Origin of the sequence: Faecalibacterium prausnitzii, assembly GCF_003324185.1 — a bacterium.
Classification (GTDB): domain Bacteria; phylum Bacillota; class Clostridia; order Oscillospirales; family Ruminococcaceae; genus Faecalibacterium; species Faecalibacterium prausnitzii.
This window is the reverse complement of record NZ_PXUP01000001.1, coordinates 145,683-166,923: the sequence shown is the minus strand read 5'-3', so window position 1 is coordinate 166,923 and position 21,241 is coordinate 145,683. Positions and strand designations below refer to the sequence as shown.

21 protein-coding genes and 2 tRNA genes are annotated in these 21,241 nt (G+C 58.9%); 12 read left to right on the top strand and 11 right to left on the bottom strand.

The genetic code is table 11. The features are described from left to right. Positions 1-143 precede the first annotated feature (143 nt). From malQ to C7J97_RS00765, 3 genes are all read left to right on the top strand, one after another. Positions 144-1,721, top strand: a complete 1,578-nt coding sequence (gene malQ / locus C7J97_RS00775) for a 4-alpha-glucanotransferase (RefSeq protein ID WP_113991748.1) — start codon at positions 144-146, stop codon at positions 1,719-1,721. Positions 1,722-1,856: 135 nt separating this feature from the next. Next, a complete protein-coding gene (locus tag C7J97_RS00770) occupies positions 1,857-2,663 on the top strand; it encodes a GGDEF domain-containing protein (protein WP_242983401.1) in 807 nt (268 codons plus the stop codon). 61 nt (positions 2,664-2,724) lie between these two features. Further along, on the top strand, positions 2,725-3,165 hold the full coding sequence (locus C7J97_RS00765) for a hypothetical protein (RefSeq protein ID WP_097785222.1): 441 nt from the start codon (positions 2,725-2,727) through the stop codon (positions 3,163-3,165). Positions 3,166-3,258: 93 nt separating this feature from the next. On the opposite strand, the gene C7J97_RS00760 is transcribed toward C7J97_RS00765, so the two are convergent. From C7J97_RS00760 to C7J97_RS00715, 10 genes are all read right to left on the bottom strand, one after another. Next, on the bottom strand, positions 3,259-4,179 hold the full coding sequence (locus C7J97_RS00760; protein ID WP_006735366.1) for a nucleotidyltransferase family protein: 921 nt from the start codon (positions 4,177-4,179) through the stop codon (positions 3,259-3,261). Between the two features lie 305 nt (positions 4,180-4,484). Next, positions 4,485-4,964 carry a GNAT family N-acetyltransferase gene (locus C7J97_RS00755; RefSeq protein ID WP_333529990.1) on the bottom strand — a complete coding sequence of 160 codons (480 nt, stop codon included), beginning with the start codon at positions 4,962-4,964 and terminating at the stop codon, positions 4,485-4,487. A 193-nt stretch (positions 4,965-5,157) separates the two neighbouring features. Beyond that, positions 5,158-5,556 carry a helix-turn-helix transcriptional regulator gene (locus C7J97_RS00750; RefSeq protein ID WP_113991746.1) on the bottom strand — a complete coding sequence of 133 codons (399 nt, stop codon included), beginning with the start codon at positions 5,554-5,556 and terminating at the stop codon, positions 5,158-5,160. Between the two features lie 267 nt (positions 5,557-5,823). After that, on the bottom strand, positions 5,824-6,492 hold the full coding sequence (gene phoU / locus C7J97_RS00745) for a phosphate signaling complex protein PhoU (RefSeq protein WP_113620637.1): 669 nt from the start codon (positions 6,490-6,492) through the stop codon (positions 5,824-5,826). Positions 6,493-6,511: 19 nt separating this feature from the next. Continuing rightward, a complete protein-coding gene (gene pstB / locus C7J97_RS00740; protein WP_113991745.1) occupies positions 6,512-7,279 on the bottom strand; it encodes a phosphate ABC transporter ATP-binding protein PstB in 768 nt (255 codons plus the stop codon). A 214-nt stretch (positions 7,280-7,493) separates the two neighbouring features. Next, positions 7,494-8,351, bottom strand: coding sequence for a phosphate ABC transporter permease PstA (gene pstA / locus C7J97_RS00735; protein WP_113991744.1), 858 nt, complete (start codon positions 8,349-8,351; stop codon positions 7,494-7,496). Further along, complete coding sequence (gene pstC / locus C7J97_RS00730; RefSeq protein WP_113991743.1) at positions 8,344-9,258, bottom strand: phosphate ABC transporter permease subunit PstC; 915 nt, start codon at positions 9,256-9,258, stop codon at positions 8,344-8,346. Before pstC ends, pstA begins: the two co-directional genes overlap by 8 nt. Positions 9,259-9,490: 232 nt before the next feature. Beyond that, positions 9,491-10,384 (bottom strand): phosphate ABC transporter substrate-binding protein, encoded by an 894-nt coding sequence (locus C7J97_RS00725; RefSeq protein ID WP_113991742.1) that lies wholly within the window; start codon positions 10,382-10,384, stop codon positions 9,491-9,493. 242 nt (positions 10,385-10,626) lie between these two features. Beyond that, a complete protein-coding gene (locus C7J97_RS00720) occupies positions 10,627-11,130 on the bottom strand; it encodes a twin-arginine translocation signal domain-containing protein (RefSeq protein ID WP_113991741.1) in 504 nt (167 codons plus the stop codon). Between the two features lie 37 nt (positions 11,131-11,167). Then, a complete protein-coding gene (locus tag C7J97_RS00715) occupies positions 11,168-11,692 on the bottom strand; it encodes a twin-arginine translocation signal domain-containing protein (protein ID WP_170126610.1) in 525 nt (174 codons plus the stop codon). A gap of 273 nt (positions 11,693-11,965) precedes the next feature. Here C7J97_RS00715 and C7J97_RS00710 point away from each other — a divergent pair. From C7J97_RS00710 to C7J97_RS00670, 9 genes are all read left to right on the top strand, one after another. After that, positions 11,966-12,040 (top strand) — tRNA-Glu (locus C7J97_RS00710). 41 nt (positions 12,041-12,081) lie between these two features. Continuing rightward, positions 12,082-12,158 (top strand) — tRNA-Asn (locus C7J97_RS00705). 224 nt (positions 12,159-12,382) lie between these two features. Further along, positions 12,383-13,444 (top strand): tryptophan--tRNA ligase, encoded by a 1,062-nt coding sequence (trpS, locus tag C7J97_RS00700; RefSeq protein ID WP_055186866.1) that lies wholly within the window; start codon positions 12,383-12,385, stop codon positions 13,442-13,444. A 156-nt stretch (positions 13,445-13,600) separates the two neighbouring features. Beyond that, the gene (locus tag C7J97_RS00695; RefSeq protein ID WP_113991739.1) at positions 13,601-14,374 is read left to right on the top strand and encodes an SDR family NAD(P)-dependent oxidoreductase; all 774 of its coding nucleotides are present in this window, start codon (positions 13,601-13,603) and stop codon (positions 14,372-14,374) included. Between the two features lie 323 nt (positions 14,375-14,697). Next, entirely contained in the window at positions 14,698-15,507 is an 810-nt protein-coding gene (locus C7J97_RS00690) for a gluconate 5-dehydrogenase (RefSeq protein WP_006735344.1), read from the top strand. A 97-nt stretch (positions 15,508-15,604) separates the two neighbouring features. After that, positions 15,605-15,949, top strand: a complete 345-nt coding sequence (locus C7J97_RS00685) for a cupin domain-containing protein (RefSeq protein ID WP_081028488.1) — start codon at positions 15,605-15,607, stop codon at positions 15,947-15,949. Positions 15,950-15,992: 43 nt separating this feature from the next. Further along, entirely contained in the window at positions 15,993-16,628 is a 636-nt protein-coding gene (locus C7J97_RS00680) for an RpiB/LacA/LacB family sugar-phosphate isomerase (protein WP_015537141.1), read from the top strand. Between the two features lie 15 nt (positions 16,629-16,643). Continuing rightward, positions 16,644-17,060 carry a DUF1622 domain-containing protein gene (locus C7J97_RS00675; protein ID WP_015537140.1) on the top strand — a complete coding sequence of 139 codons (417 nt, stop codon included), beginning with the start codon at positions 16,644-16,646 and terminating at the stop codon, positions 17,058-17,060. Between the two features lie 237 nt (positions 17,061-17,297). Then, entirely contained in the window at positions 17,298-19,037 is a 1,740-nt protein-coding gene (locus tag C7J97_RS00670; protein WP_113991738.1) for an ammonium transporter, read from the top strand. Positions 19,038-19,279: 242 nt separating this feature from the next. Here the strand turns inward: C7J97_RS00670 and thrS are convergent, their stop codons facing one another. Further along, positions 19,280-21,064, bottom strand: coding sequence for a threonine--tRNA ligase (gene thrS / locus C7J97_RS00665; RefSeq protein ID WP_112121608.1), 1,785 nt, complete (start codon positions 21,062-21,064; stop codon positions 19,280-19,282). Positions 21,065-21,241 lie beyond the last annotated feature (177 nt).

Here is a 21,241-nt window from a genome sequence, read left to right as displayed (position 1 = left end):
CTGCTGAGCGCAGCGAAGCTGAGGGGGTATCCCATAAAAACCAGTATACCACGATTTTTGCCTGTGGAAAATAGTTTACAGTTATGTTATGATAGGAAACAACGAATATTCCCGAAAATTGACAGCGAGGAAGGTAACGGATCATGCGTGAAAGTGGTATTCTGATGCCGGTATCCAGTCTGCCCGGCCCTTACGGGATCGGCTGCTTTGGCAAGGCGGCATTTCAATTTGTGGATTTCCTGTCTGCGGCAGGGCAAACGATCTGGCAGCTGCTGCCGCTCAGCCCCACCGGCTACGGCGACAGCCCCTACCAGAGCTGCTCTGCCTTTGCGGGCAACCCCTATTTTGTGGACTTGGAAGCGCTGGAAAAAGAGGGCCTGCTGACCGCCGCAGACCTCAAGGCGGAAAGCTGGGGCAAAGACCCGCTGGAGGTGGACTACGGCACCTTGTACGTCAGCCGCTTTGCGGTGCTGCGCAAGGCCTACGCCGCATGGCGCAGCCAGTGCGCCGGGCTGCACGGCTGTAGCTACTACTACCCCGACGACTACTACGCCTTCACCCTTGCCAACGAGGACTGGCTGGAGGACTATGCCCTGTACATGGCGCTGAAGGTAGCCAACAAGATGAAGAACTGGGTGGAGTGGGACGCCCCCTACCGCCGCCGCGACAAGGCCGTACTGGCTGCCTTTGCCGCCGCAAACGAAGAGGAGATTGGCTTCTGGAAGTTTGTGCAGTACAAGTTCAGCGTCCAGTGGCAGGCAGTCAAAACCTATGCCAACAAGAAGGGTGTGCAGATCCTGGGTGATATCCCCATCTACGTCTCTGCGGACTCGGTGGACGCATGGGTGGGCGGCAAGTTGTTTGAGCTGGATGCCGACGGCCGCTTTGCCCGGGTGGCGGGCTGTCCGCCGGACTACTTCTCCGCAGACGGCCAGCTGTGGGGCAACCCCCTGTACGACTGGGCGTACCACAAAAAGACCGGCTACGCATGGTGGATCCAGCGGGTGCGCCACGCACTGGGCATCTACGATCTGCTGCGCATCGACCACTTCCGCGGCTTCGACACCTATTGGGCCATCCCGGCCACCAGCACCACCGCCCGCACCGGCAAGTGGGAGAACGGCCCCGGCATGGAGCTGTTCGATGCACTGGAGGCCGCACTGGGCAAGCTGCCCATCATTGCCGAGGACTTGGGCGAGCTGTTCCCCAGCGTGCGCAAGCTGCTGGCCGACAGCACCTTCCCGGGCATGAAGGTGCTGCAGTTTGCCTTCGGCGGCGGGGACAACGAGTATCTGCCCCATAACCACGTCAAAAACGGCGTGGTCTACCCCGGCACTCACGACAACACCACCCTGACCGACTGGTGGGAGAACGGCGCTTCCAAAAAGGAAAAGGCCACCGCCGCAGCCTATCTGCACCTGACCTCCTGCAAGCCCACCGCCAAGGAAGTGGCCGCGGTAAAGACTGCCGCTGCGCGCACCGCGCTGCTGCGGGCGGCGCTGGGCTCGGTGGCCGACAGAGCCATCATTCCCATGTACGACTGGCTGGGGCTGGGTGCCGAGGCGCACCTGAACACCCCGGGCAAGCTGGGCGGCAACTGGGCATGGCGTGCCAAGACCGGTTTTGACTCCAAAGCCCTTGCCGCACAGATCAAAGCCGAGTGCGCCGTGTACTGCCGCTGCAATGCAGACGTTCAAAACGTGAAAGAATTAGCAATTTGACAGAATTGTAAAAACTGCCGTAAAAATTTGTGCGTTTTGCTGGAAAAATCTGTATTCCAATGGTATAATAGCCGTAAGTTCCCGGATTTGTGGGAAAATTGGAATTTCGCCCGTCGGAAGCGGCGGCGCGTACGGATGATGGGGAAATTACAGATGGACAGAGAATGGACAGAGCAGGATCTGCGTACCTTTGCCGAGGGCGCACAGGCTGCGTTTGAAACGGTATTGCTGGACGAGCTGCCACAGGACACCGGCTGGCAGGACGAAGGCCTGCAGGTGAGTTATAGCCTGTGCAACGGCCGGGTAAGCTGCGTGCTGCACCGCACGGTGCGGGCAGACGGCAAGCTGTGGCGGATCACCATGTCTGCCCCGCTGGCAGGCAACCTGCTGCCGGAGGAGCGCATGAGCGCCCGCGAGCGGGAACTGTGCCGCGAGGACCTGAACCACGATTTTCTTTCCGGCGTGTACAACCGCCGCTACCTTGAGACCGTGATCGCCGCCGAGCTGGATCGCTGGGCAGAGCAGGGGCGCAAGGCCGCTGTGGCGCTGATATCGCTGGATCACGGCGCACAGCTGCGGGACACCTACGGTCAGCCGGTGATGGATCAGCTGATCTGCTTTGTGGCAAACCAGTGGAAAAAATATTTCGATATCCCGGGCAGTCAGATCGTCTGCCGCCTGACCGGCACCACCTTTGTGGTAGGCTGTCTGGACTTGGACGGCGGCCAGCTGGCCGAGCAGATGCGGAACATCTACGCCGAAATGCCCCACGAGTGCATCACCTCCATGGGCATGATGAAGCGGGTGCCCTTTACCCTGAGCGTCGCAGTGGCAGGGCTGGACGAGCTGGACAGCGCCGCCAACTGCTGGCAGCGCCTGTACGCCATCTGTGACGAGCGGCTGCGCGGCATCCAGATCTCCGGCGGCAATAAGATCTGCTGAGAAACAACGTATAAAATCCCCCTTCGGGCACATACTAGGTGCCAAAGGGGGATTTTTTTGTATGGAAAACCAGAAAAACGATAACCTCAACCTGCTGGAGGCGGTGGTGCAGAACACCGAGATGGGTAAGAACACCTTGGAGCAGATCTTACCCATGACCAGCGATGTGCAGTTCAAGGCCGAACTGCTGCGCCAGCGCAATATTTATCACCAGCTGAATCAGGAGGCGCACACCGCCATAGAAGCCTGCGGCGGCAGCGCGCAGGGGCAGAGCACCATGGCAAAGCTGAACACGAAAATGGGTATCGGGCTCAAGACCCTTACGGACAAATCCACCCGCAATCTGGCCGAAATGCTCACACAGGGCAGCGGCATGGGGGTGGTGGACTGCGTAAAAAGCTGCAAGGACTACCCCAACGCCGCCCCGGGCGCAAAGCGCCTTGCCCAGCGGCTGCAGGATTTTGAAGAGGATAACCGCATCCAGCTGGAACGGTTTTTGTGAATACGTTCCACCCCATAAAAACACAAAGTCGGGCAGCCCGCAGGCTGCCCGACTTTGCTATGATCTAAATATTTTTCCGCTATTTCGAAGCATTTACTCCCACAGTTTTTCGGGGTACTGGCCCTCGGCGGTCTTGCGGGCAATGGCCTCCACCACCAAAGGCTTATCCTCCCGGTAGGTGACGCCGAACCACTTATCCGTGCTGCGCAGCACCTGAATTTTTGCCTTGTTCTCCTCGATCAGCTCGGTCACCACCAGCGGCAGGAAATACTCGCACTTCAGGGGGTTCACCGGCAGATTCTCGGTCAGCCAGCCTGCAAAGCGCTGCTCGGCCTCGTCCAGAAAGCTCTTGCCGAAGCCCCACAGGTTCATGCTCACAGGGGTGTCGCCGGGCAGGTCCACCCAACTCTCGCCGCCGTCCTCGGTGTAATGTGCGCCGCCGTCGCAGGGCTCGATGCGGGTGCGCTCGGTCACGCTTTGCAGGGTGCCGTCCTCGTTCTTGATGCACACGCCGCGTGCCACGCTGCCGTTCTCGGACAGGGTGTTCTTCAGCAGATAGCTGACCATGCAGTAGCGGTAGAAATCATCATCGGCGTGGGTGGACAGGTAATCGTACATCACCTGAAACGCCTCCGGGCCGTAGTAGTCGTCCGCATTGATGACCGCAAAGGGGCCGTCAATCAGGGGCTTTGCAGCCAGCACGGCATGGCAGGTGCCCCAGGGCTTTACACGTCCCTCCGGCACGGCAAAGCCTGCGGGCAGCTCTTCCAGCTGCTGGAAGGCATACTTCACCTTCATCGCCTTGGCCACACGGTCGCCGATGGCTGCCTTGAAGGCGTCCTCGATCTCGTGCTTGATGACAAAGATCACGGTCTCAAAGCCGGCGCGGCGGGCGTCGTAAAGGGAATAGTCCATAATGACCTGTCCGTTGGGGCCCACCGGGTCGATCTGCTTCATGCCGCCGTAACGGCTGCCCATGCCGGCAGCCATGACGACCAGTACCGGTTTATTCATCTGCAATTCCTCCTGTATCTGCCGGGGTTTCCGGCATTGTAGCGTTCTGAGGCTATTATACACTGCTTCGCCGCCGGTGGCAAGGCACAGAAGGGGGGGAGAGGATCAGAAATGCGCGCCGCGTGCGCTTTGCGCATATTCAGCGGAAAAGTTCTTTTTTAATAGCGCAATGCCGGAGCGTCTGCGGACGCTCCGGCATTGCATTTTCACGGGAGAGGGCGCGGCAGGGCAGCTCCATCTATGAAAAAGGAGATCGGAAACGCCCGCAGGCATTTCCGATCTCCCAAATCAAACTGTTTTTCCGCTCACCCCAGCTGGCTCTGGGTCAGGGACAACCGCTGGTAGGCGATGCGCGGGGTGCCGTCCTCCACATGGATGATGCCGCAGCGGGTAAAGCCCTCGCTTTCCAGCAGGTGCTGCATCACCTTGTTGTCGGCGTGGGTGTCGGCGCGCAGGCTCTCGCAGTGCTCCAGACACCACTCCACCACCGCCTTGCCGATGCCCTTGCTCTCGCCCGCCGAAGCCAGCCGGTGCAGCGTACCGTAGGGCAAAGTGTCGTTGAGCCACTGCCCGTCCTCAATGACCTTGTAAGTGGGGTCCTCGCCAAGGACAAAGGCAAACACCGCCTGCATCTGGCCGTTCACCATGTACACGAACAGCCGGTTGGTGTCGATATCCTCTTCCAGCAGCTCCGGGCTTGGGTAATTGTCCCCCCACTGGGTGGGGTTGCCGTTTTTCGCCATGAATTCCCGCGCACGGGCATAGATATCCAAAATCCGTGCCATATCTGCTCTTACCGCTCCGCGAAACATATCCACTCATCCTCTCTTGCCCGCGCCCTGCCGCGCGGGGTACATTTATTTTAGTATAACACAATATTCCATAAAGTACCAGATTTTTCTCCATTTCGCGGCAAAAACAGACCGCCGTGCGCGGGGCAGCAGCACGACGGTCGGGGCAGCAAATCAAAAGAGGGCTTCATGCGGTGGGGCGGCGGGAAGCAGTGCCGGTGCGCACCAGCCGGTACTCCCGTGGACTCAGGCCGTAGCGCTCGTGGAACAGGCGGTAGAAGTAGCTGGTGTTCTCGTAGCCCACCTGTGCAATGATCTGCTGAATGTTCAGATCGCTGCGGCGCAGCAGCCGCGCGGCGGTCTCCATGCGGTGCTTTTGCAGCAGCTCCTTGTAGGTGCGCCCAGTCTGGGCGCGCACGCACTCGCTGACATACGCCAGCGAAACACCATAAGCCCTTGCCACATTGGAAAGGCTGGCCTCACGATAATTTTGGGTGATCTCCTGCAGCGCCGCCTGCACCAGTGCATCGCGGCTCACGGCCTCCATGCGGGCTTGCTGCGGGGAGCGTTCAAGCTTTGCCATCATTGTATCTGTCCTCCGTAACGGTGCGGCAGGCGGGGGACTGGGGGAAGCCGGACCACCCGCCGCACGATAACTGCGGAGCCCCTTCCGGGCTCTTATACCCTGAATACGAATCACCCGCCGCAAACATTGCAGAAAAGATAAAAATTTTTTAGTCAATTTTCGTTGTAGAGGGAGCTTTCCCACAGAAAAAGGCTGCCCGCCAAACGGCAGACAGCCTTTTCCAGAAGAAAATAAGGAAAACACGCGCCCAAAAGGGCAGAGTGAGTATCAGAACATGCTTTCGTCCTTGTAGCGCCCGGTGCGCACGAACTGCACCCACTCGGCTACGTTCACGGCGTGGTCGCCGATGCGCTCCAGATACTTGATGACCATCAAAAGATCCAGCGCGGCGTCCACCTTGGCGGGGTCGGCGGCGATCTCCTGTGCCAGCGTGTGCTTGATGGCGTTGAAGTCGTAGTCCACGGCGTCGTCTGCGGCGATGACGCGGCGGGCGGCGATCTCATCCTCGGCGGTCAGGGCGTCCATGGCGTCTAAGATCATCTGGTAGGCCTTACGCCCCATGGCAATGGCCTGACTGACAGCGGGGTCGCCCTCCTTGCGCACGGTGACAAGATGCGGGATGATCTCGGCGATATCCGAGGCGTGGTCGCCCATGCGCTCGATATCGGTGACCACCTTCATGGCGGTGGAAATGTGGCGCAGATCGCCCGCCACCGGCTGCTGGCGCAGCAGCAAGGTCATGCAGCGGTGCTCGATGTCCCGCTCCATGTTGTTGATGCGGTCATCCCCCTGCACGATCTTCTGGGCGGCTGCGGTGTCGGCGGTGCACAGCGCTTCCAGCGCGTTCTCCACGGCCTCGGCGGCGTTCTGCCCCATCTCCACCAGTGCGGTCTTGAGGGCTTCCAGATCGCTGTCGTATTGTTTGCGAATGCTCATTGCTTTGTTCCTCCCTGCATTAACCGAACCGGCCGGAGATGTAGTCCTCGGTGCGCTTGTCCCGGGGTGTGCTGAAGATCTGGTTCGTGGGGCCCACTTCCACCAGCTCCCCCAGCAGGAAGAAGGCGGTGCGGTCGCTGATGCGGGCAGCCTGCTGCATATTGTGGGTGACGATGACCACGGTGTAGTTCTTTTTCAGCTCGCTCATCAGCTCTTCCACCTTCATGGTAGAGCCGGGGTCCAGTGCGCTGGTGGGCTCGTCCATCAGCAGCACCTCGGGCTTGACCGCCAATGCGCGGGCGATGCAAAGACGCTGCTGCTGCCCGCCGGAAAGGCCAAGGGCGCTCTTTTTCAGGCGATCCTTCACCTCGTCCCACAGGGCTGCGCCCCGCAGCGAGGTCTCCACCAGCTCGTCCAGCTCGGCCTTATTGCGCACGCCGTGCAGCTTGGGGCCGTAAGTGATGTTGTCGTAGATGCTCATGGGGAAGGGGTTCGCCTTCTGGAACACCATGCCCACGCGGCGGCGCAGGTCGGTCAGTTCCATCTTGCGGGCAAAGATATCCTCGCCCTTCAGCCGCACATCGCCCTCGATGCGCACGCCCGGCACAAGGTCGTTCATGCGGTTCAGGGTCTTTAAAAAGGTGGATTTGCCGCAGCCGGAGGGGCCGATGAGTGCGGTGATCTCCCGCTCGCCCACGTCCAGCGAAATGCTCTTCAGCGCCTTGAAGTCGCCGTACCAGAGGTTCAGATCCTTTGCCGATATCACCGGCACATTCGTGTTTTCCATAGAGTACCTCATATTTTATAGGACGATCGCGTTTTTTCAGCATCCTCGCCCTCTCCGTCATTGCTTGCGCAATGCCACCTCTCCCAAAGTGAGAGGCCTTGGCAGTCCATGCGAAGCTTTCGGTTTCGCCAGAGGCTCTCCCTTTGGGAGAGCTGTCGAGACACGAAGTGCCGAGACTGAGAGGGCGAGGCCGCTATCAAATATCTGCAATCTTTTACTGCTTCTGTTTCAGTTTGGTTTTCGCCAGACGTGCTGCCAGATTGATCAGCAGCACCAGCACCAGCAGCACTGCGCCGATGCCCCATGCGGAGGTGAAATCGCCGTCCTCAAAGGCGCGCAGATACAGCAGCACCGACAGGGTAGCGCCGTTGGAGGTGTAGGCCTTGAACACACTCTTGGCGATCACCTCTGCCGCACCGGCGGTGAACAGCAGCGCAGCGCTTTCGCCCACGATGCGTCCTACCGCCAGAATGCAGCCGGTGACGACGCCATCGATGCTGCAGGGCAGCACGATGGTGCGGATGATGTGCCACTTGCCCGCACCCAGACCCATAGCACCCTCACGGTAGCCCTGCGGCACCGTTTTGAGGGATTCCTGCGTGGTGCGGATGATGGTGGGCAGGTTCATCACCACCAGCGTCAGACTGCCGGACAAAAGACAGGTCTGGAAGCCCAGCGCCTGACTGAACACCAGCATACCCACCAAGCCGTAGATGATGCTGGGGATACCCGCCAGCGTTTCGTTGGTGAACTCGATGATCTCGATGAGCCGCCGGTTGGAAGCGTATTCGGTCAGGTAGACCGCCGCACCCACGCCCAGCGGCAATACGATGAGTAATGTCAGCAGGATGACATACAGGGTGTTGAGGATGGCGGGCAGAATGCCGTCGGTCTTTTTCAGCACACTGGCGGTGGTGGAAAGGAATTTCCAGCTGATGTGGGGGATGCCCCGCACCAGCACCATGCCGATGATCCCGGCCACCAGCACCATCACCAGCACTGCGCTGGCCCAGACCAGCACGGTCATTACCCGGTTCCATGCCCGGCGGGAGGGCGAAAAGCCGTTATTCATCGCGGTTTCCTCCCTTCAATACCACATTCAGCACAACGTTGATGAGCATGATGAACACGAACAGCACCAGCGCGATGCTGAACAGTGCCTGCCGCTGCAAGCCGCCGGCGTAGCTCATTTCCTTGGCGATGGCGGTGGTCAGCAAAGTGACGCTGCGGAACAGGCTGTCCGGCATATTGGGGCTGTTGCCCGCCACCATCATCACGGCCATGGCTTCGCCGATGGCGCGGCCGATGCCCAGCACAACGCCTGCGGCAATGCCGCTTTTCGCCGCCGGGATGCTGATCTTGAACCATGTTTCGGTGTCGGTAGCGCCCAGCGCCAGACTGCCCTGCTCATACTCCGGCGGCACGGCGTTGAGCGCCGTCACCGACACGGACACGATGCTGGGCAGGATCATGATGGAAAGCACCACGATGGCGCTGAGCAGGCAGGCACCGGAAGCCTTGCCGAAAGCTTTTGCCACGGCGGGCACCAGCACCTGCATACCCAAAAGGCCGAACACCACGCTGGGGATGCCGGACAGCAGCTCGATGGCGGTGACCACCACGGTGCGCAGCTTGGGGTCTGCGGCCTTGGAGAGGAACACTGCCGTCAGCAGGCCGATGGGCACGCCGAGGATGGTAGCGCCCAGCGTGCCGTAGATGCTGGACAGGATAAAGGGCAGAATGCCGAACAGCGGCTCTGCCGCGGTAGACGCCCATTTTGTGCCGAAGAGAAATTTGAAAATGCCGATCTTATGGATAGCCGGCACGCCGGAGACCACCATGTACACCGAGATGAGCACCACACAGCACACCGCCAGCATTCCGCACAGGAAGAAGATGAAATTCATCACCGCTTCCAGCCAGTCGGCGGGGGTGCGGGGCAGCCGCACCCGGCGCAGAGAAGAGGTTGTATTTTTCATAACGTGATCCTATAAAAAGCCGCACCAGCCCAGCCTTTTAGGGCAGGCCGACGCGGCGGGGTATTTTGTGAACGGCCTCGCCCTCTCAGTCTCGGCACTTCGTGTCTCGACAGCTCTCCCAAAGGGAGAGCCTCTGGCGAAACCGGAGACTTTGCATGGACTGCCAAGGCCTCTCACTTTGGGAGAGGTGGCATTGCGCAAGCAATGACGGAGAGGGCGAGCCCGCTAACCGTTACTCGTTCACGGGCACAGCGCCTGCGGTGCGGATGAGGTCGGCAGCGTCCTTGCTGGTGGCAAAGTCCACAAAGGCCTGTGCCTGCTCAGACAGGGCAGCGCTCTTGTTGGTGACGAACACGAAGGGACGCTGGATTTTGTAAGTGCCGTCCTTGACGGTGTCCTCGCTGCACTCCACACCTTCCACGGTGACCATGGCAACGGTGTCGCCCACAGCGGACAGAGAAGCGTAGCCGATGGCCAGCGGGTTTGCCTCCACGGCGCTGATGACAGCGCCGGTGGCGGTCAGCTCCTGTGCGTACTTGCAGCTGTCCTTCACGTCCACGATGCTCTCAAAGCCATCGCGGGTGCCGGAACCGGCCTCGCGACCCACCAGAACGATCTCGCCGTCATCGCCGCCGACCTCCTTCCAGTTGGTGATCTCGCCGGTGAACATCTTCTTGAGCTGCTCCACAGTCAGGTCAGCGACCTTGCTGTCCTTGTTCACGATGATGGCGATGCCGTCCAGCGCCACGACAGTGCCGTCCACATCGTTCTTCTCATCGTCCTTCAGGGCGCGGGAGGACAGGCCGATGTCCAGCGTCTTGTCGGTAGCGCCGGTGATGCCTGCGCCGGAGCCGGTGGGGTCGTAGCTGACGGTGACACCCGGCTCGACCTCGGCAAAGCCCTCGGTCAGGGCAGCGATGACGTTCTTCATGGAAGTAGAACCGCCGGTCGCAACGTTGCCGCTCAGGGTGCCGGCTGCCTGCCCGGCAGCGGAAGAAGCGGTGGCGGAAGCAGAAGCAGCGGTGCTGGATGCGGAAGAAGCAGAGCCGCCGCAGGCGGTCAGGGCAGCAGCCGCAGCAGCTGCACCGCAAACGGTCAGAAACGAACGACGAGAGATCTTTTTCATGATAGAATTTCCTCCATTAAAAACCCGGGCTCCCGCCCGGCACTGTCTTTTTGTGTTTTCCTTGGGAACGGCCTTATTCTACCGCTTTGCCGCCCTTGCTGCGACCATGGACGTGCAAAAAGTGCGTAAAACTTTGTGCACAATGCCAGCCCCAATGTAAAGAACAGGTAATGCGGCACAAAACAAAAAGCCGCCGGACACTCCTGTTTCCAGAAGTGCCCGGCGGCGGGATGTATTCGGTTTTACTCTACGCGGCCCGTTACATTTTTGCCGTTATTTCCATAGAGGAATACAGCGGTTTGACCATTGTAGCGCACACGCAGTTCATAAGTGCCGGTGCTGTTCTTTTCCGGCACACCTTCCTTAGTTTCCAGATAGAACTCCTGCGAGCCATTGTAGACGGCCGTCTGCCCCGGCTCTGCGACCAGTTCCTTCCGCTTGAAATACAGCGTTTCCTTGGTGTCCGCCTCCTGGAAGATGCAGGTAATGTCCTCCGGCTTGATAACTACCCTTTCGGCGCTGTTGTTCTGGATGGTGAACTGCGTCAAGTAGGTCAGCTGCTTGACTATGCCGTCGCCCAAGCCGCCGCCCGGAAACGGCATTGCGCAGATAAAGGTGACATCACCGATCTTCGCCACACCGCTGGTCTTTTCGATCACGGTATCCCCGCAGCCGGTCAAAGTCCCTGCGGCGGTCAGCACCAGTGCCCCGGCGCTGAGCTTGAGAAATGTTCTGCGGTCGATCATAGCAATGCACCTCCTGTATTGGGCTGTTTGGGTTCAATTATGCAAGTTTGGAATCCTTCTTAATATAGCCTTCATAAACACCGGTATAGGTCTCGGTGGGATCAACGCCAACCCTAAGCTTGATATCTGCGGTTTGAGCTTCCATTGCCTGATAGAGATTTTTCTGGCTCTCATCCAGACGGAAGGTCAGAATGCCCGTTTTGCGCTCGCCCTTTTTCATGACCAGCGTGATATTGCTCAGCAGATCTCCACCCTGCAGCGCGACTTTCTGACCGTCGATCTTAAGCACAAACACGGATTTTGCGGGGAAACTGAAGCCATTGGAATCATCCAGATTATGAACGCGCACAGTCACTGCGAAATCTGCATACCAGGATTTCCCGGTACCTATGCCCTGATCATGAGGGACAGCGCTCCATTTACCCACAGCAACCGTAAAACCACCCAGATCGGTGCTGCCATCACCATCACTGCAGCCGCCCAGCAGCCCGGTCATAGATACTGCCACTGCCATTGCGGCAGAAGTCTTTAAAAACGCACGACGATCTATTTTCATAGCCATATTATAAGCCCTCCTCAAAAGCATTTTTGCACCCTAAGAGTACCACATTTTACCACGTTGTCAACTATCCGAATTCAGGTTTCACCATTTTATCGTTCCTTTATAAAAGGCAGCATAGAACGGCAGTGGGCGCGGTGTTTGCTGCCGGTCCGGGGCTGCGGTGGAAAAATTTACTTTTTTCAAACAAAATCAAAATTTGCTGTTGACAAAGGGCACTCGGTATGCTAAAATAGCCAAGTCGGGTGCGAACACCTGATGCGAAAATGGACGTATGGCCCGTTGGTCAAGCGGTTAAGACAGAGGCCTCTCACGCCTTTAACATCGGTTCGATTCCGGTACGGGTCACCATTTTATAGTAGTAAAACGGCCACGCGCCGTTTTATATAGATGCCTCTTTAGCTCAGTCGGTTAGAGCACCTGACTGTTAATCAGGGTGTCGCCTGTTCGAGTCAGGCAAGAGGCGCCAGCAAAGCGATGGAAAATTTCCATCGCTTTTTTCTTTTTCCCGGCGGCCTTGTTGACAGCACCGCCCCGGGGGGCTATACTTAGCATTATAATAAAGAAAACGGAAAAAACTCCTTCCGGCAGGGTCAGACGCCTTGCCGTACTGCCAAAGGCTCCCTCCCCGAGGGAGCTGGCTGCGAACAAGGTGAGCAGACTGAGGGAGTTTCCTGTCAAAAGGAGAACATCATGAAAAAAGTTATTCTGACCGGCGACCGTCCCACCGGCCGCCTGCACGTTGGCCACTATGTCGGCTCTTTGAAGGAGCGGGTGCGGCTGCAGAATACCGGCGAGTACGACGAGATCTTTATCATGATCGCCGACGCGCAGGCGCTGACCGATAACGCCGACAACCCGGAGAAGGTGCGCCAGAACATTCTGCAGGTGGCGCTGGACTATCTGGCCTGCGGTCTGGACCCCAACAAGGTGCACATCTTTATCCAGTCCATGGTGCCCCAGCTGACCGAGCTGAGCTTCTACTACCAGAATCTGGTCACCGTCAGCCGTTTGCAGCGCAACCCCACCGTGAAGAGCGAGATCCAGATGCGCAACTTCGAAGCCAGCATCCCGGTGGGCTTCTTCTGCTACCCCATCAGTCAGGCAGCCGATATCACCGCTTTCAAGGCTACCACCGTGCCCGCCGGTGAGGATCAGAAGCCCATGATCGAGCAGTGCTGCGAGATCGTGCACAAGTTCAACTCCGTCTACGGCGAGACGCTGGTAGAGCCCCAGATCGTTCTGCCCCAGAACGCCGCCTGCCTGCGTCTGCCCGGCATTGACGGCAAGGCCAAGATGAGCAAGAGCCTTGGCAACTGCATCTACCTGTCCGAGGAGCCGGAGGAGATCGAGAAGAAGGTCAAGTCCATGTTTACCGATCCCAACCACCTGCGCGTGCAGGACCCCGGCAAGGTGGAGGGCAACCCGGTGTTCATCTATCTGGACGCCTTCTGCCGCCCGGAGCACTTTGCCGAGTTCTGGCCGGAGTACCAGAATCTGGACGAGGTCAAGGCGCACTATCAGCGCGGCGGTCTTGGTGATATGAAGGTGAAAAAGTTCCTGAACAGCGTCATGCAGGCTGAGCTGGAGCCCATCCGCACCCGCCGCAAGGAGTGGGAGCAGCGCCTGCCCGAGGTGGTGGAGATCCTCAAGGAGGGCAGCGCCTACGCCGAAAAGACCGCTGCCGCCACACTGGACGAGGTGCGCAAGGCCATGCGCATCGACTATTTCGAGAACGATAACCTGCTGAAGTAAAATTTATGAGAGAGCCCGAAACGCCTGCGGCGTTTCGGGCTCTCTTTTGCATCGTTTACGAAAATTGCATAGAAAATGCGGTCAAACTATGCTAAAATAGCGGCAACAGGTACAGAAAGCCCCGTTCTGGGGGCGAGAAGAAAAAGGAGAACCACCATGCAAAAGACCATCTGGATCACCGGCGCAAGTTCCGGCATCGGCCGGGAGTTCGCCCGCCGGTACGCCGCCATGGGCTGCCGGCTCATCCTGACCGCCCGCCGCGCCGACCGTTTGCAGGCTCTCGCCGAGGAGCTGCACGCAGCCCATGGCACGGAATGCCGCATCGAGACTGCCGACCTCTCCCGCGCCGAGGAGTGCAGCCGCCTGTGCGAGGTGCTGGCGGACGAGCACATCGACATCTTTATCAACAACGCCGGTTTCGGCGTCTGCGGCAGCATTCTGGAAACGGAGGAAGCCCGCGAAGAAGAGATGATCCAAGTGAACGTAGCCGCTATGGCGCGGCTGTTCCGCGCCGTGGTGCGCAAGATGAACGCACAGGGCGGCGGCACCATCCTGAATGTGGCGTCCTCTGCGGGGCTTCTGCCCGGCGGGCCTTATATGGCGGGCTACTACGCCAGCAAGGCCTATGTGGTCAGCATGACCCGCGGCGTGGCTGAGGAGCTGCGGGAGATGCACAGCCCGGTCTATGTCTGCGCCCTCTGCCCCGGCCCGGTGGATACCGAGTTCAACGACCACGCCGGGGTGGTGTTTGCCCTGCGGGGCATTACCCCGGAGCTGTGCGTGGAGGAAGCTCTGCTGGGCATGATGCACCGCAAGACCATCATCGTGCCCTCTGCCTTTATGCGGCTGTGCACCAGCGCCCAGCGCCTTGTACCCATCCCCCTGCTGATGCCCATCGTGGCGCGCCAGCAGAAGAAAAAGCTGGGGTAAAAGACAAAGGTCGTCCAAACTTGTCAACAAGCCCAAATTAAGCCGGGATATCTTGTGCACCGTGACAAGGTGCGTCAGCCTGCACAAACTATCGCGCTGAAAAGCGACGGTTTTTCGTGCTGTTTTTCGGCATAAAAGCGAAAATCTAAAGAAAGTACAATAAAACTTCACAAGAATGTGCCTTGACACTTCCTGCAAAGGATGCTAGACTGGTATACAAGTAAGAGCGCACTCCGGCACGGCCGGATACGACGCGCTTTGCAAAGCAGCACGGCTGCAATTTGCGCCGTGTAGAATACGATTTTTGACAGGAGGACTTTATTATGGCACAGTGCACTCCCAAATCTTTTGACCTGACCGGCAAGGTGGCGCTGATCACCGGCGCATCCTACGGCATCGGCATGGCAATTGCAAAGGCTATGGCAGCCAACGGCGCTACCATCGTGTTCAATGATATCAAGCAGGAGCTGGTGGACAAGGGTCTGGCTTCCTATGCAGAGGCCGGCATCAAGGCGCACGGCTACGTCTGCGACGTTACCGATGAGGACGCCGTCAACGCCATGGTGGCAAAGATCACCGAGGAAGTCGGCCACATCAACATTCTGGTCAACAACGCCGGTATCATCAAGCGCATCCCCATGACCGAGATGAGCGCTGCCCAGTTCCGTCAGGTCATCGATGTTGATCTGAACGCTCCCTTCATCGTGGCAAAGGCCATCATCCCCGATATGATCGCACAGGGCGGCGGCAAGATCATCAACATCTGCTCCATGATGAGCGAGCTGGGCCGTGAGACCGTTTCTGCTTATGCAGCAGCAAAGGGCGGCCTGAAGATGCTGACCAAGAACATCGCTTCCGAGTACGGCGCTTACAACATCCAGTGCAACGGCATCGGACCCGGCTACATCGCTACCCCGCAGACCGCACCGCTGCGCGAGATCCAGCCCGACGGCAGCCGTCACCCCTTCGACCAGTTCATCGTTGCCAAGACCCCCGCAGGCCGCTGGGGCGAGGCCGAGGATCTGGGCGGACCCGCTGTGTTCCTGGCATCTGAGGCTTCTGACTTTGTCAACGGCCTGATCCTGTATGTGGACGGCGGCATTCTGGCCTACATCGGCAAGCAGCCCCAGTAAGCGCTGAGGGCACTCCGCAGTTCTGAACCCGGGGACTGCCGCACAGCGTTGTGTGGCAGTCCCCTTTTGTTTGTACGGGAAAGGATGTTATGCTATAATGGAAAAAGCACATCAGGATATCCCATGGGTGCCCCATGCCGAGATTTCCCCGGAGCCCTGCGGCCCCGGGGTGCAGCGCCGCGTGCTGGCCTACAGCAAGGACGCCATGTGTGTGGAAAACACCTTTGAGACCGGCGGCGTGGGTGCCATGCACTGTCACCCCCACACCCAGATCACCTATATCGTCTCCGGGCGATACCGCTTTACCATCGGGGACGAGACCCGGGAGGTAGGCCCCGGCGACACCCTGCTCAAGCAGAACGGCGTCATGCACGGCTGCGTCTGTCTGGAGGGCGGCGTGATGCTGGATTTCTTTACCCCCATGCGGGAGGACTTTGTATAATCCCTGCGCACCGCAGGGAAAAATAAGAAGGAGAACCATTGTTATGAAGATCGCACTTATCAACGAGAACAGTCAGGCCGCCAAGAACGGCATCATTGAAGCCGCCCTGAAAAAGGTGGTGGAGCCCATGGGTCATGAGGTGGTCAACTACGGCATGTACGCCGCCGACGATGCTGCACAGCTGACCTATGTGCAGTGCGGCATTCTGGCTGCCATCCTGCTGAACAGCGGCGCTGCGGACTACGTTGTTACCGGCTGCGGCACCGGCGAGGGCGCTATGCTGGCACTGAACAGCTTCCCCGGCGTTATCTGCGGCCACGTGGAGGACCCCGTGGATGCCTACACCTTTGCCCACGTCAACGACGGCAACGCCGTTGCCATGCCCTTTGCCAAGGGCTTCGGCTGGGGCGGCGAGCTGAACCTCGAGTACTGCTTCGAGAAGCTGTTCGGCTTTGGCCACGGTCAGGGCTACCCCAAGGAGCGCGTTGTGCCCGAGCAGCGCAACAAGAAGATTCTGGACGGCGTGCGCGCTGCCACCTTCAAGCCCCTCATCGAGTGCCTGAAGAGCATCGATCAGGAGCTGCTGAAGGGCGCTGTGGCGGGTGCCAAGTTCTCTGAGCTGTTCTTCGCCTCCTGCAAGGACGAGGAGCTGGCCGCTTACGTCAAGACCCTGCTGTAAGCTGCGGAGGAGATCATGCAAGGACTGACCCTGTTCAACCTGAACCTCACCCACCTGCTGGATGCTTTTCTGGAAACTGCAGTGCCCATGATCGCCGGTCTTGCCGAGGTGGTGGGTCTGTTCATCATCATCACCAGTCTGGCCAAGGCCACTTTTTACTATGTCCGCGCCACCTTCTTCAACGACCACCGGGACTTCCACCATGAAATGAGCAGCGGCCTGACCACCGCGCTGGAATTTCTGATGTCGGCAGAGATCGCCAAGACCTTTTTGCTGCAGAATCTGGAGTCCGTGGTGCCGCTGGCGGCCACCTTTGCGCTGCGCGCTTTGATGAGTATGCTGCTGCACTGGGAGATGGAGGGCGGCCACCGCCCGGCCAACGCCAAGGAAAAAGACAAGTCCGGCTCCCCGAAGGACGGCAAAAACGGCTGACAGGCAAAACATTTGCCAAACTTTAGCACGGCAGAGTTTCACCGTGTTGTGAAAAACGTAAAACCTTGAGATGAATACTTGACAGGTTTGCACAAAGAGACTATACTCGTGCCATCGAAAGCAAAGGCGCTGACGGAAGCAATTCCGCCAGCGCCTTTTGTGTTTTCGGGGATACTGCCGCACGGAGAGAATAGAGGGCTCCCTGTGCAAAAAAACGACCGTAGGAGGTAGGAAAGTATGTTTAGCTCCGTCAACACCTGCTGGACGCTCGTAGGAGCGTTTCTAGTGTACTTCATGCAGGCCGGATTCGCCCTATGCGAAGCCGGCTTCACCCGGGCAAAGAATACCGGCAACATCCTGATGAAAAACATGATGGATTTCTGCATCGGCACGCCCTGCTACTGGCTCATCGGCTTCGGCCTGATGTTCGGCGGCACCGGCGCACTGATCGGCGGCTTTGATCCCTTCATTCAGGGCGATTACAGCCATCTGGGTCTGGATATCCCCCTGTGGGTGTACATCGTGTTCCAGACTGTGTTCTGCGCCACGGCAGCCACCATCGTCTCCGGCTCCATGGCCGAGCGCACCAACTTCAAGGCCTACTGCGTGTACTCCGCCGCCATCTCGCTGGTGGTGTACCCCATCTGCGGCCACTGGATGTGGGGCGGCGGCTGGCTGCAGAGCATGGGCTTCCACGATTTTGCAGGCTCCGCAGCCGTGCATAACGTGGGCGGCGTCATCGCTCTGCTGGGCGCATGGATGCTGGGTCCCCGTATTGGCAAGTACGACAAGAGCGGCAACCCCCACGCCATCCCCGGCCACAACCTGACCGCCGGTGCTCTGGGCGTGTTCATTCTGTGGTTCTGCTGGTTCGGCTTCAACGGCGGCTCTTCCCTGAGCCTGTCCACCGATGCCACTATGACCCTGACCGGTCTGGTCTGCTTCAACACCAACCTTGCCGCAGCCGTTGCTACCTGCGTGACCATGATCTTCACTTGGCTGCGCTACGGCAAGCCGGATGTCTCCATGACCCTGAACGGCTCTCTGGCTGGCCTTGTGGCTATTACCGCAGGCTGCGATACTGTCTCCCCCTTTGGCGCTTTCTTCATCGGCTTTGTGGCCGGTATCCTTGTGGTGCTGAGCGTGGAATTCTTCGATAAGATCGCCAAGGTGGATGACCCCGTAGGTGCTGTTTCCGTCCACTTTGCAAACGGCGTCTGGGGCACCATTGCGGTGGGTCTGTTCTCCACCGGCTCCAACACCGCCCACGCCGGTCTGTTCTACGGCGGCGGTCTGGCACAGCTGGGCACCCAGCTGCTGGGTCTGGTCTGCGTGGATGTCTATGTTGTGATCGTGATGTTCATCATCTTCAAGATCATTGATAAGACCCTTGGCCTGCGTGTGCCCGCCGAGGTGGAGATCGACGGTCTGGACATCCACGAGCACGGTCTGGCTTCCGCTTATGCAGGCTTTGCCATCTCGGATGCAAACTCCGCTGCCATGACCCCCAACGAGAACACTGATCTGGGCGAGGATGACATCACCAAGGCTTCGGCAAAGCAGATGGATGCTGCCGTGCCGGTGGTGCGCGAGCCTGTGATCCACGATGGCGTCTACGACACCGGTATGCACAAGGTGTCCATCATTGCAAAGCTGGCAAAGTTCGACCAGCTCAAGACTGCCTTGAATGATCTGGGTGTCACCGGCATGACCGTGACGCAGGTCATGGGCTGCGGCATCCAGAAGGGTACCCCTGAAAAGTACCGCGGCGTGCCGGTGGATACTACCCTGCTGCCCAAGATCAAGGTGGAAGTCATCGTCTCCCGCATCAGCGTGGACGCTGTGGTGGAAGCCGCCAAGAAGGCGCTGTACACCGGCCATATCGGCGATGGCAAGATCTTTGTCTACAACGTGACCCGCGTGGTCAAGATCCGCACCGGCGAAGAGAACTACGCCGCGCTGCAGGATGTGGAGTAATGCTCCACAAGTTTCTCTGCTGTTCCCGCTGCGGCGGCAGCCCGGCTGCTCCGACACAGTTCCCGCCGCCCGGCGTGACAGATAGATCGTTCTCCTTTTTCCTTTTCCTTTTTCCTTTTTTTGTTCGAGTCACCAGTAAGTCGAAAGCCCCGCTCTTGCGCACAAGGGAGCGGGGCTTTTGCTGTGAAAAAAGTACCCCGGAAACGCCTGTCGGCGTTTCCGGGGCACTTATCATTTATACCTTACAGGCTGCGGGTGCGGATCTCGGTGGTGACCTTGGCGATGAAGTCCTCAAGGCTCATCTCGGTGGTCTCGCCCTTGCGGTCGCGCACGGAGATGTTGCCGGCCTCGGCTTCCTTGGCGCCCAGCACCAGCATATAGGGCACGCGGTCCACCTGCTGTGCGGCACGGATCTTGTAGCCGATCTTCTGGTTGTCGTCATCCAGCACAACGCGGATACCGGCGTCAGACAGCTTCTCGGTCACGTCCTGTGCGTACTCCAGCGTCTTTTCGGACACGGGCAGCACCTTGACCTGCGTGGGAGCCAGCCAGGTGGGGAACTTGCCCTTGGTCTCCTCGATCAGGTAGGCCATGAAGCGGTCCAGAGAGCCCAGAATTGCGCGGTGCAGCACCACAGGGGTCTTTTCAGAGCCGTCCTTGTCCACATAGGTCAGGTGGAACTTTGCGGGCAGGCAGAAGTCCAGCTGGCAGGTGGACAGGGTGTACTCGGCACCCACGGCGGGCTTCACGTTCACGTCCAGCTTCGGGCCGTAGAAAGCGGCCTCGCCGATCTCCTCGGTGAAGTGGATGCCCAGCTCGGTCAGCACTTCGCGCAGGGCCTGCTCTGCATGGTTCCACATGGCATCATCGTCGTGGTACTTCTTCTTATCGGCAGGATCACGCAGGCTCAGCACGCAGCGGTAATCGGTGATGTTGAAGTCCTTGTACACCTCAAAGATCAGGTTGCACACGTCTGCGACCTCGCTCTTGATCTGCTCCGGGGTGCAGAACAGGTGAGCATCGTTCTGGCAGAAGTGACGGCCGCGCTCGATGCCCTTCAGGGTGCCGGAGGACTCGTAACGGAAGTCGTGGGCGATCTCACCGATGCGCATGGGCAGATCACGGTAGGAGTGGGGACGATTTGCGTAGATCATCATGTGGTGGGGGCAGTTCATCGGGCGCAGAACATAGCTTTCGCCCTCCATCTCCATGGCGGGGAACATGTTCTCACGGTAGTGATCCCAGTGACCAGAGGTCTTATACAGGTTCACAGTGCCGATGCAGGGAGTCATAACGTGCAGATAGCCGCGTGCACGCTCCTTCTCCTTGATATAGTTCTCCAGCTCCTGCCAGACGGTGTAGCCTGCGGGCAGGAACATGGGCAGGCCGCGGCCCACCAGATCATCGGTCATGAACAGGCCCATCTCCTTGCCGATCTTGCGGTGATCGCGCTCGCGGGCCTCCTGCTGCTCCTTCTCCCATGCGTCCAGCTCCTCCTGATTGCGGAAAGCCACGCCGTTGATACGGGTCAGCATCTTGTTTTCCTTGTCGTTCTTCCAGTATGCGCCGGACTGCTGGGTGATCTTGAAAGCCTTCAGTGCCTTGGTGTAGGTCAGGTGGGGTCCGATGCACATATCCACGTACTCACCCTGCTGGAAGAAGCTGAACTCGGTCTCGTCGGCCAGATCTGCCATGTGCTCGATCTTGTAGTTCTCTTTGCGCTCTTCCATCAGCTTCACGGCCTCGGCGCGGGGCAGGATGAAGGGCTTGATGGGCAGGTTCTCCTTGACGATCTTGCGCATCTCTTTTTCGATGTTGGCCAGATCCTCGTCGCTCAGTTTCTGGTCGCCCAGATCGACATCGTAGTAGAAGCCGTTCTCGGTGGCAGGGCCGAAGGCAAAATCAGCCTGCGGATACAGGCGCTTGATGGCCTGTGCCATAACGTGAGCAGCGGTGTGACGGATAACGTGCAGCTCCTGATCCTGCGGGCACTCGTCCACATGACCGTCCTTGTAGATGATCTTCATAGTAGATTCTCCTTTGACAATGTGGTTTTGAACAAAAATAAAAAGCGCTTCACCCCGTAAAACTCACGGGATGAAGCGCCGATCAAATGTCTGCGTTCCACGGTTCCACCCGAATTGCGCGCTCCCCGGCGGGGAAACGCGCCCCTCGCAGTGCTGTAACGGGCACGCCCGGCAGAG

Coding starts and splice junctions, on each gene's coding strand:
- malQ (WP_113991748.1), top strand. CDS start 144: ATGCGTGAAAGTGGTATTCTGATGCCGGTATCCAGTCTGCCCGGCCCT.
- C7J97_RS00770 (WP_242983401.1), top strand. CDS start 1,857: ATGATGGGGAAATTACAGATGGACAGAGAATGGACAGAGCAGGATCTG.
- C7J97_RS00765 (WP_097785222.1), top strand. CDS start 2,725: ATGGAAAACCAGAAAAACGATAACCTCAACCTGCTGGAGGCGGTGGTG.
- C7J97_RS00760 (WP_006735366.1), bottom strand. CDS start 4,179: ATGAATAAACCGGTACTGGTCGTCATGGCTGCCGGCATGGGCAGCCGT.
- C7J97_RS00755 (WP_333529990.1), bottom strand. CDS start 4,964: ATGGCACGGATTTTGGATATCTATGCCCGTGCGCGGGAATTCATGGCG.
- C7J97_RS00750 (WP_113991746.1), bottom strand. CDS start 5,556: ATGATGGCAAAGCTTGAACGCTCCCCGCAGCAAGCCCGCATGGAGGCC.
- phoU (WP_113620637.1), bottom strand. CDS start 6,492: ATGAGCATTCGCAAACAATACGACAGCGATCTGGAAGCCCTCAAGACC.
- pstB (WP_113991745.1), bottom strand. CDS start 7,279: ATGGAAAACACGAATGTGCCGGTGATATCGGCAAAGGATCTGAACCTC.
- pstA (WP_113991744.1), bottom strand. CDS start 8,351: ATGAATAACGGCTTTTCGCCCTCCCGCCGGGCATGGAACCGGGTAATG.
- pstC (WP_113991743.1), bottom strand. CDS start 9,258: ATGAAAAATACAACCTCTTCTCTGCGCCGGGTGCGGCTGCCCCGCACC.
- C7J97_RS00725 (WP_113991742.1), bottom strand. CDS start 10,384: ATGAAAAAGATCTCTCGTCGTTCGTTTCTGACCGTTTGCGGTGCAGCT.
- C7J97_RS00720 (WP_113991741.1), bottom strand. CDS start 11,130: ATGATCGACCGCAGAACATTTCTCAAGCTCAGCGCCGGGGCACTGGTG.
- C7J97_RS00715 (WP_170126610.1), bottom strand. CDS start 11,692: ATGGCTATGAAAATAGATCGTCGTGCGTTTTTAAAGACTTCTGCCGCA.
- trpS (WP_055186866.1), top strand. CDS start 12,383: ATGAAAAAAGTTATTCTGACCGGCGACCGTCCCACCGGCCGCCTGCAC.
- C7J97_RS00695 (WP_113991739.1), top strand. CDS start 13,601: ATGCAAAAGACCATCTGGATCACCGGCGCAAGTTCCGGCATCGGCCGG.
- C7J97_RS00690 (WP_006735344.1), top strand. CDS start 14,698: ATGGCACAGTGCACTCCCAAATCTTTTGACCTGACCGGCAAGGTGGCG.
- C7J97_RS00685 (WP_081028488.1), top strand. CDS start 15,605: ATGGAAAAAGCACATCAGGATATCCCATGGGTGCCCCATGCCGAGATT.
- C7J97_RS00680 (WP_015537141.1), top strand. CDS start 15,993: ATGAAGATCGCACTTATCAACGAGAACAGTCAGGCCGCCAAGAACGGC.
- C7J97_RS00675 (WP_015537140.1), top strand. CDS start 16,644: ATGCAAGGACTGACCCTGTTCAACCTGAACCTCACCCACCTGCTGGAT.
- C7J97_RS00670 (WP_113991738.1), top strand. CDS start 17,298: ATGTTTAGCTCCGTCAACACCTGCTGGACGCTCGTAGGAGCGTTTCTA.
- thrS (WP_112121608.1), bottom strand. CDS start 21,064: ATGAAGATCATCTACAAGGACGGTCATGTGGACGAGTGCCCGCAGGAT.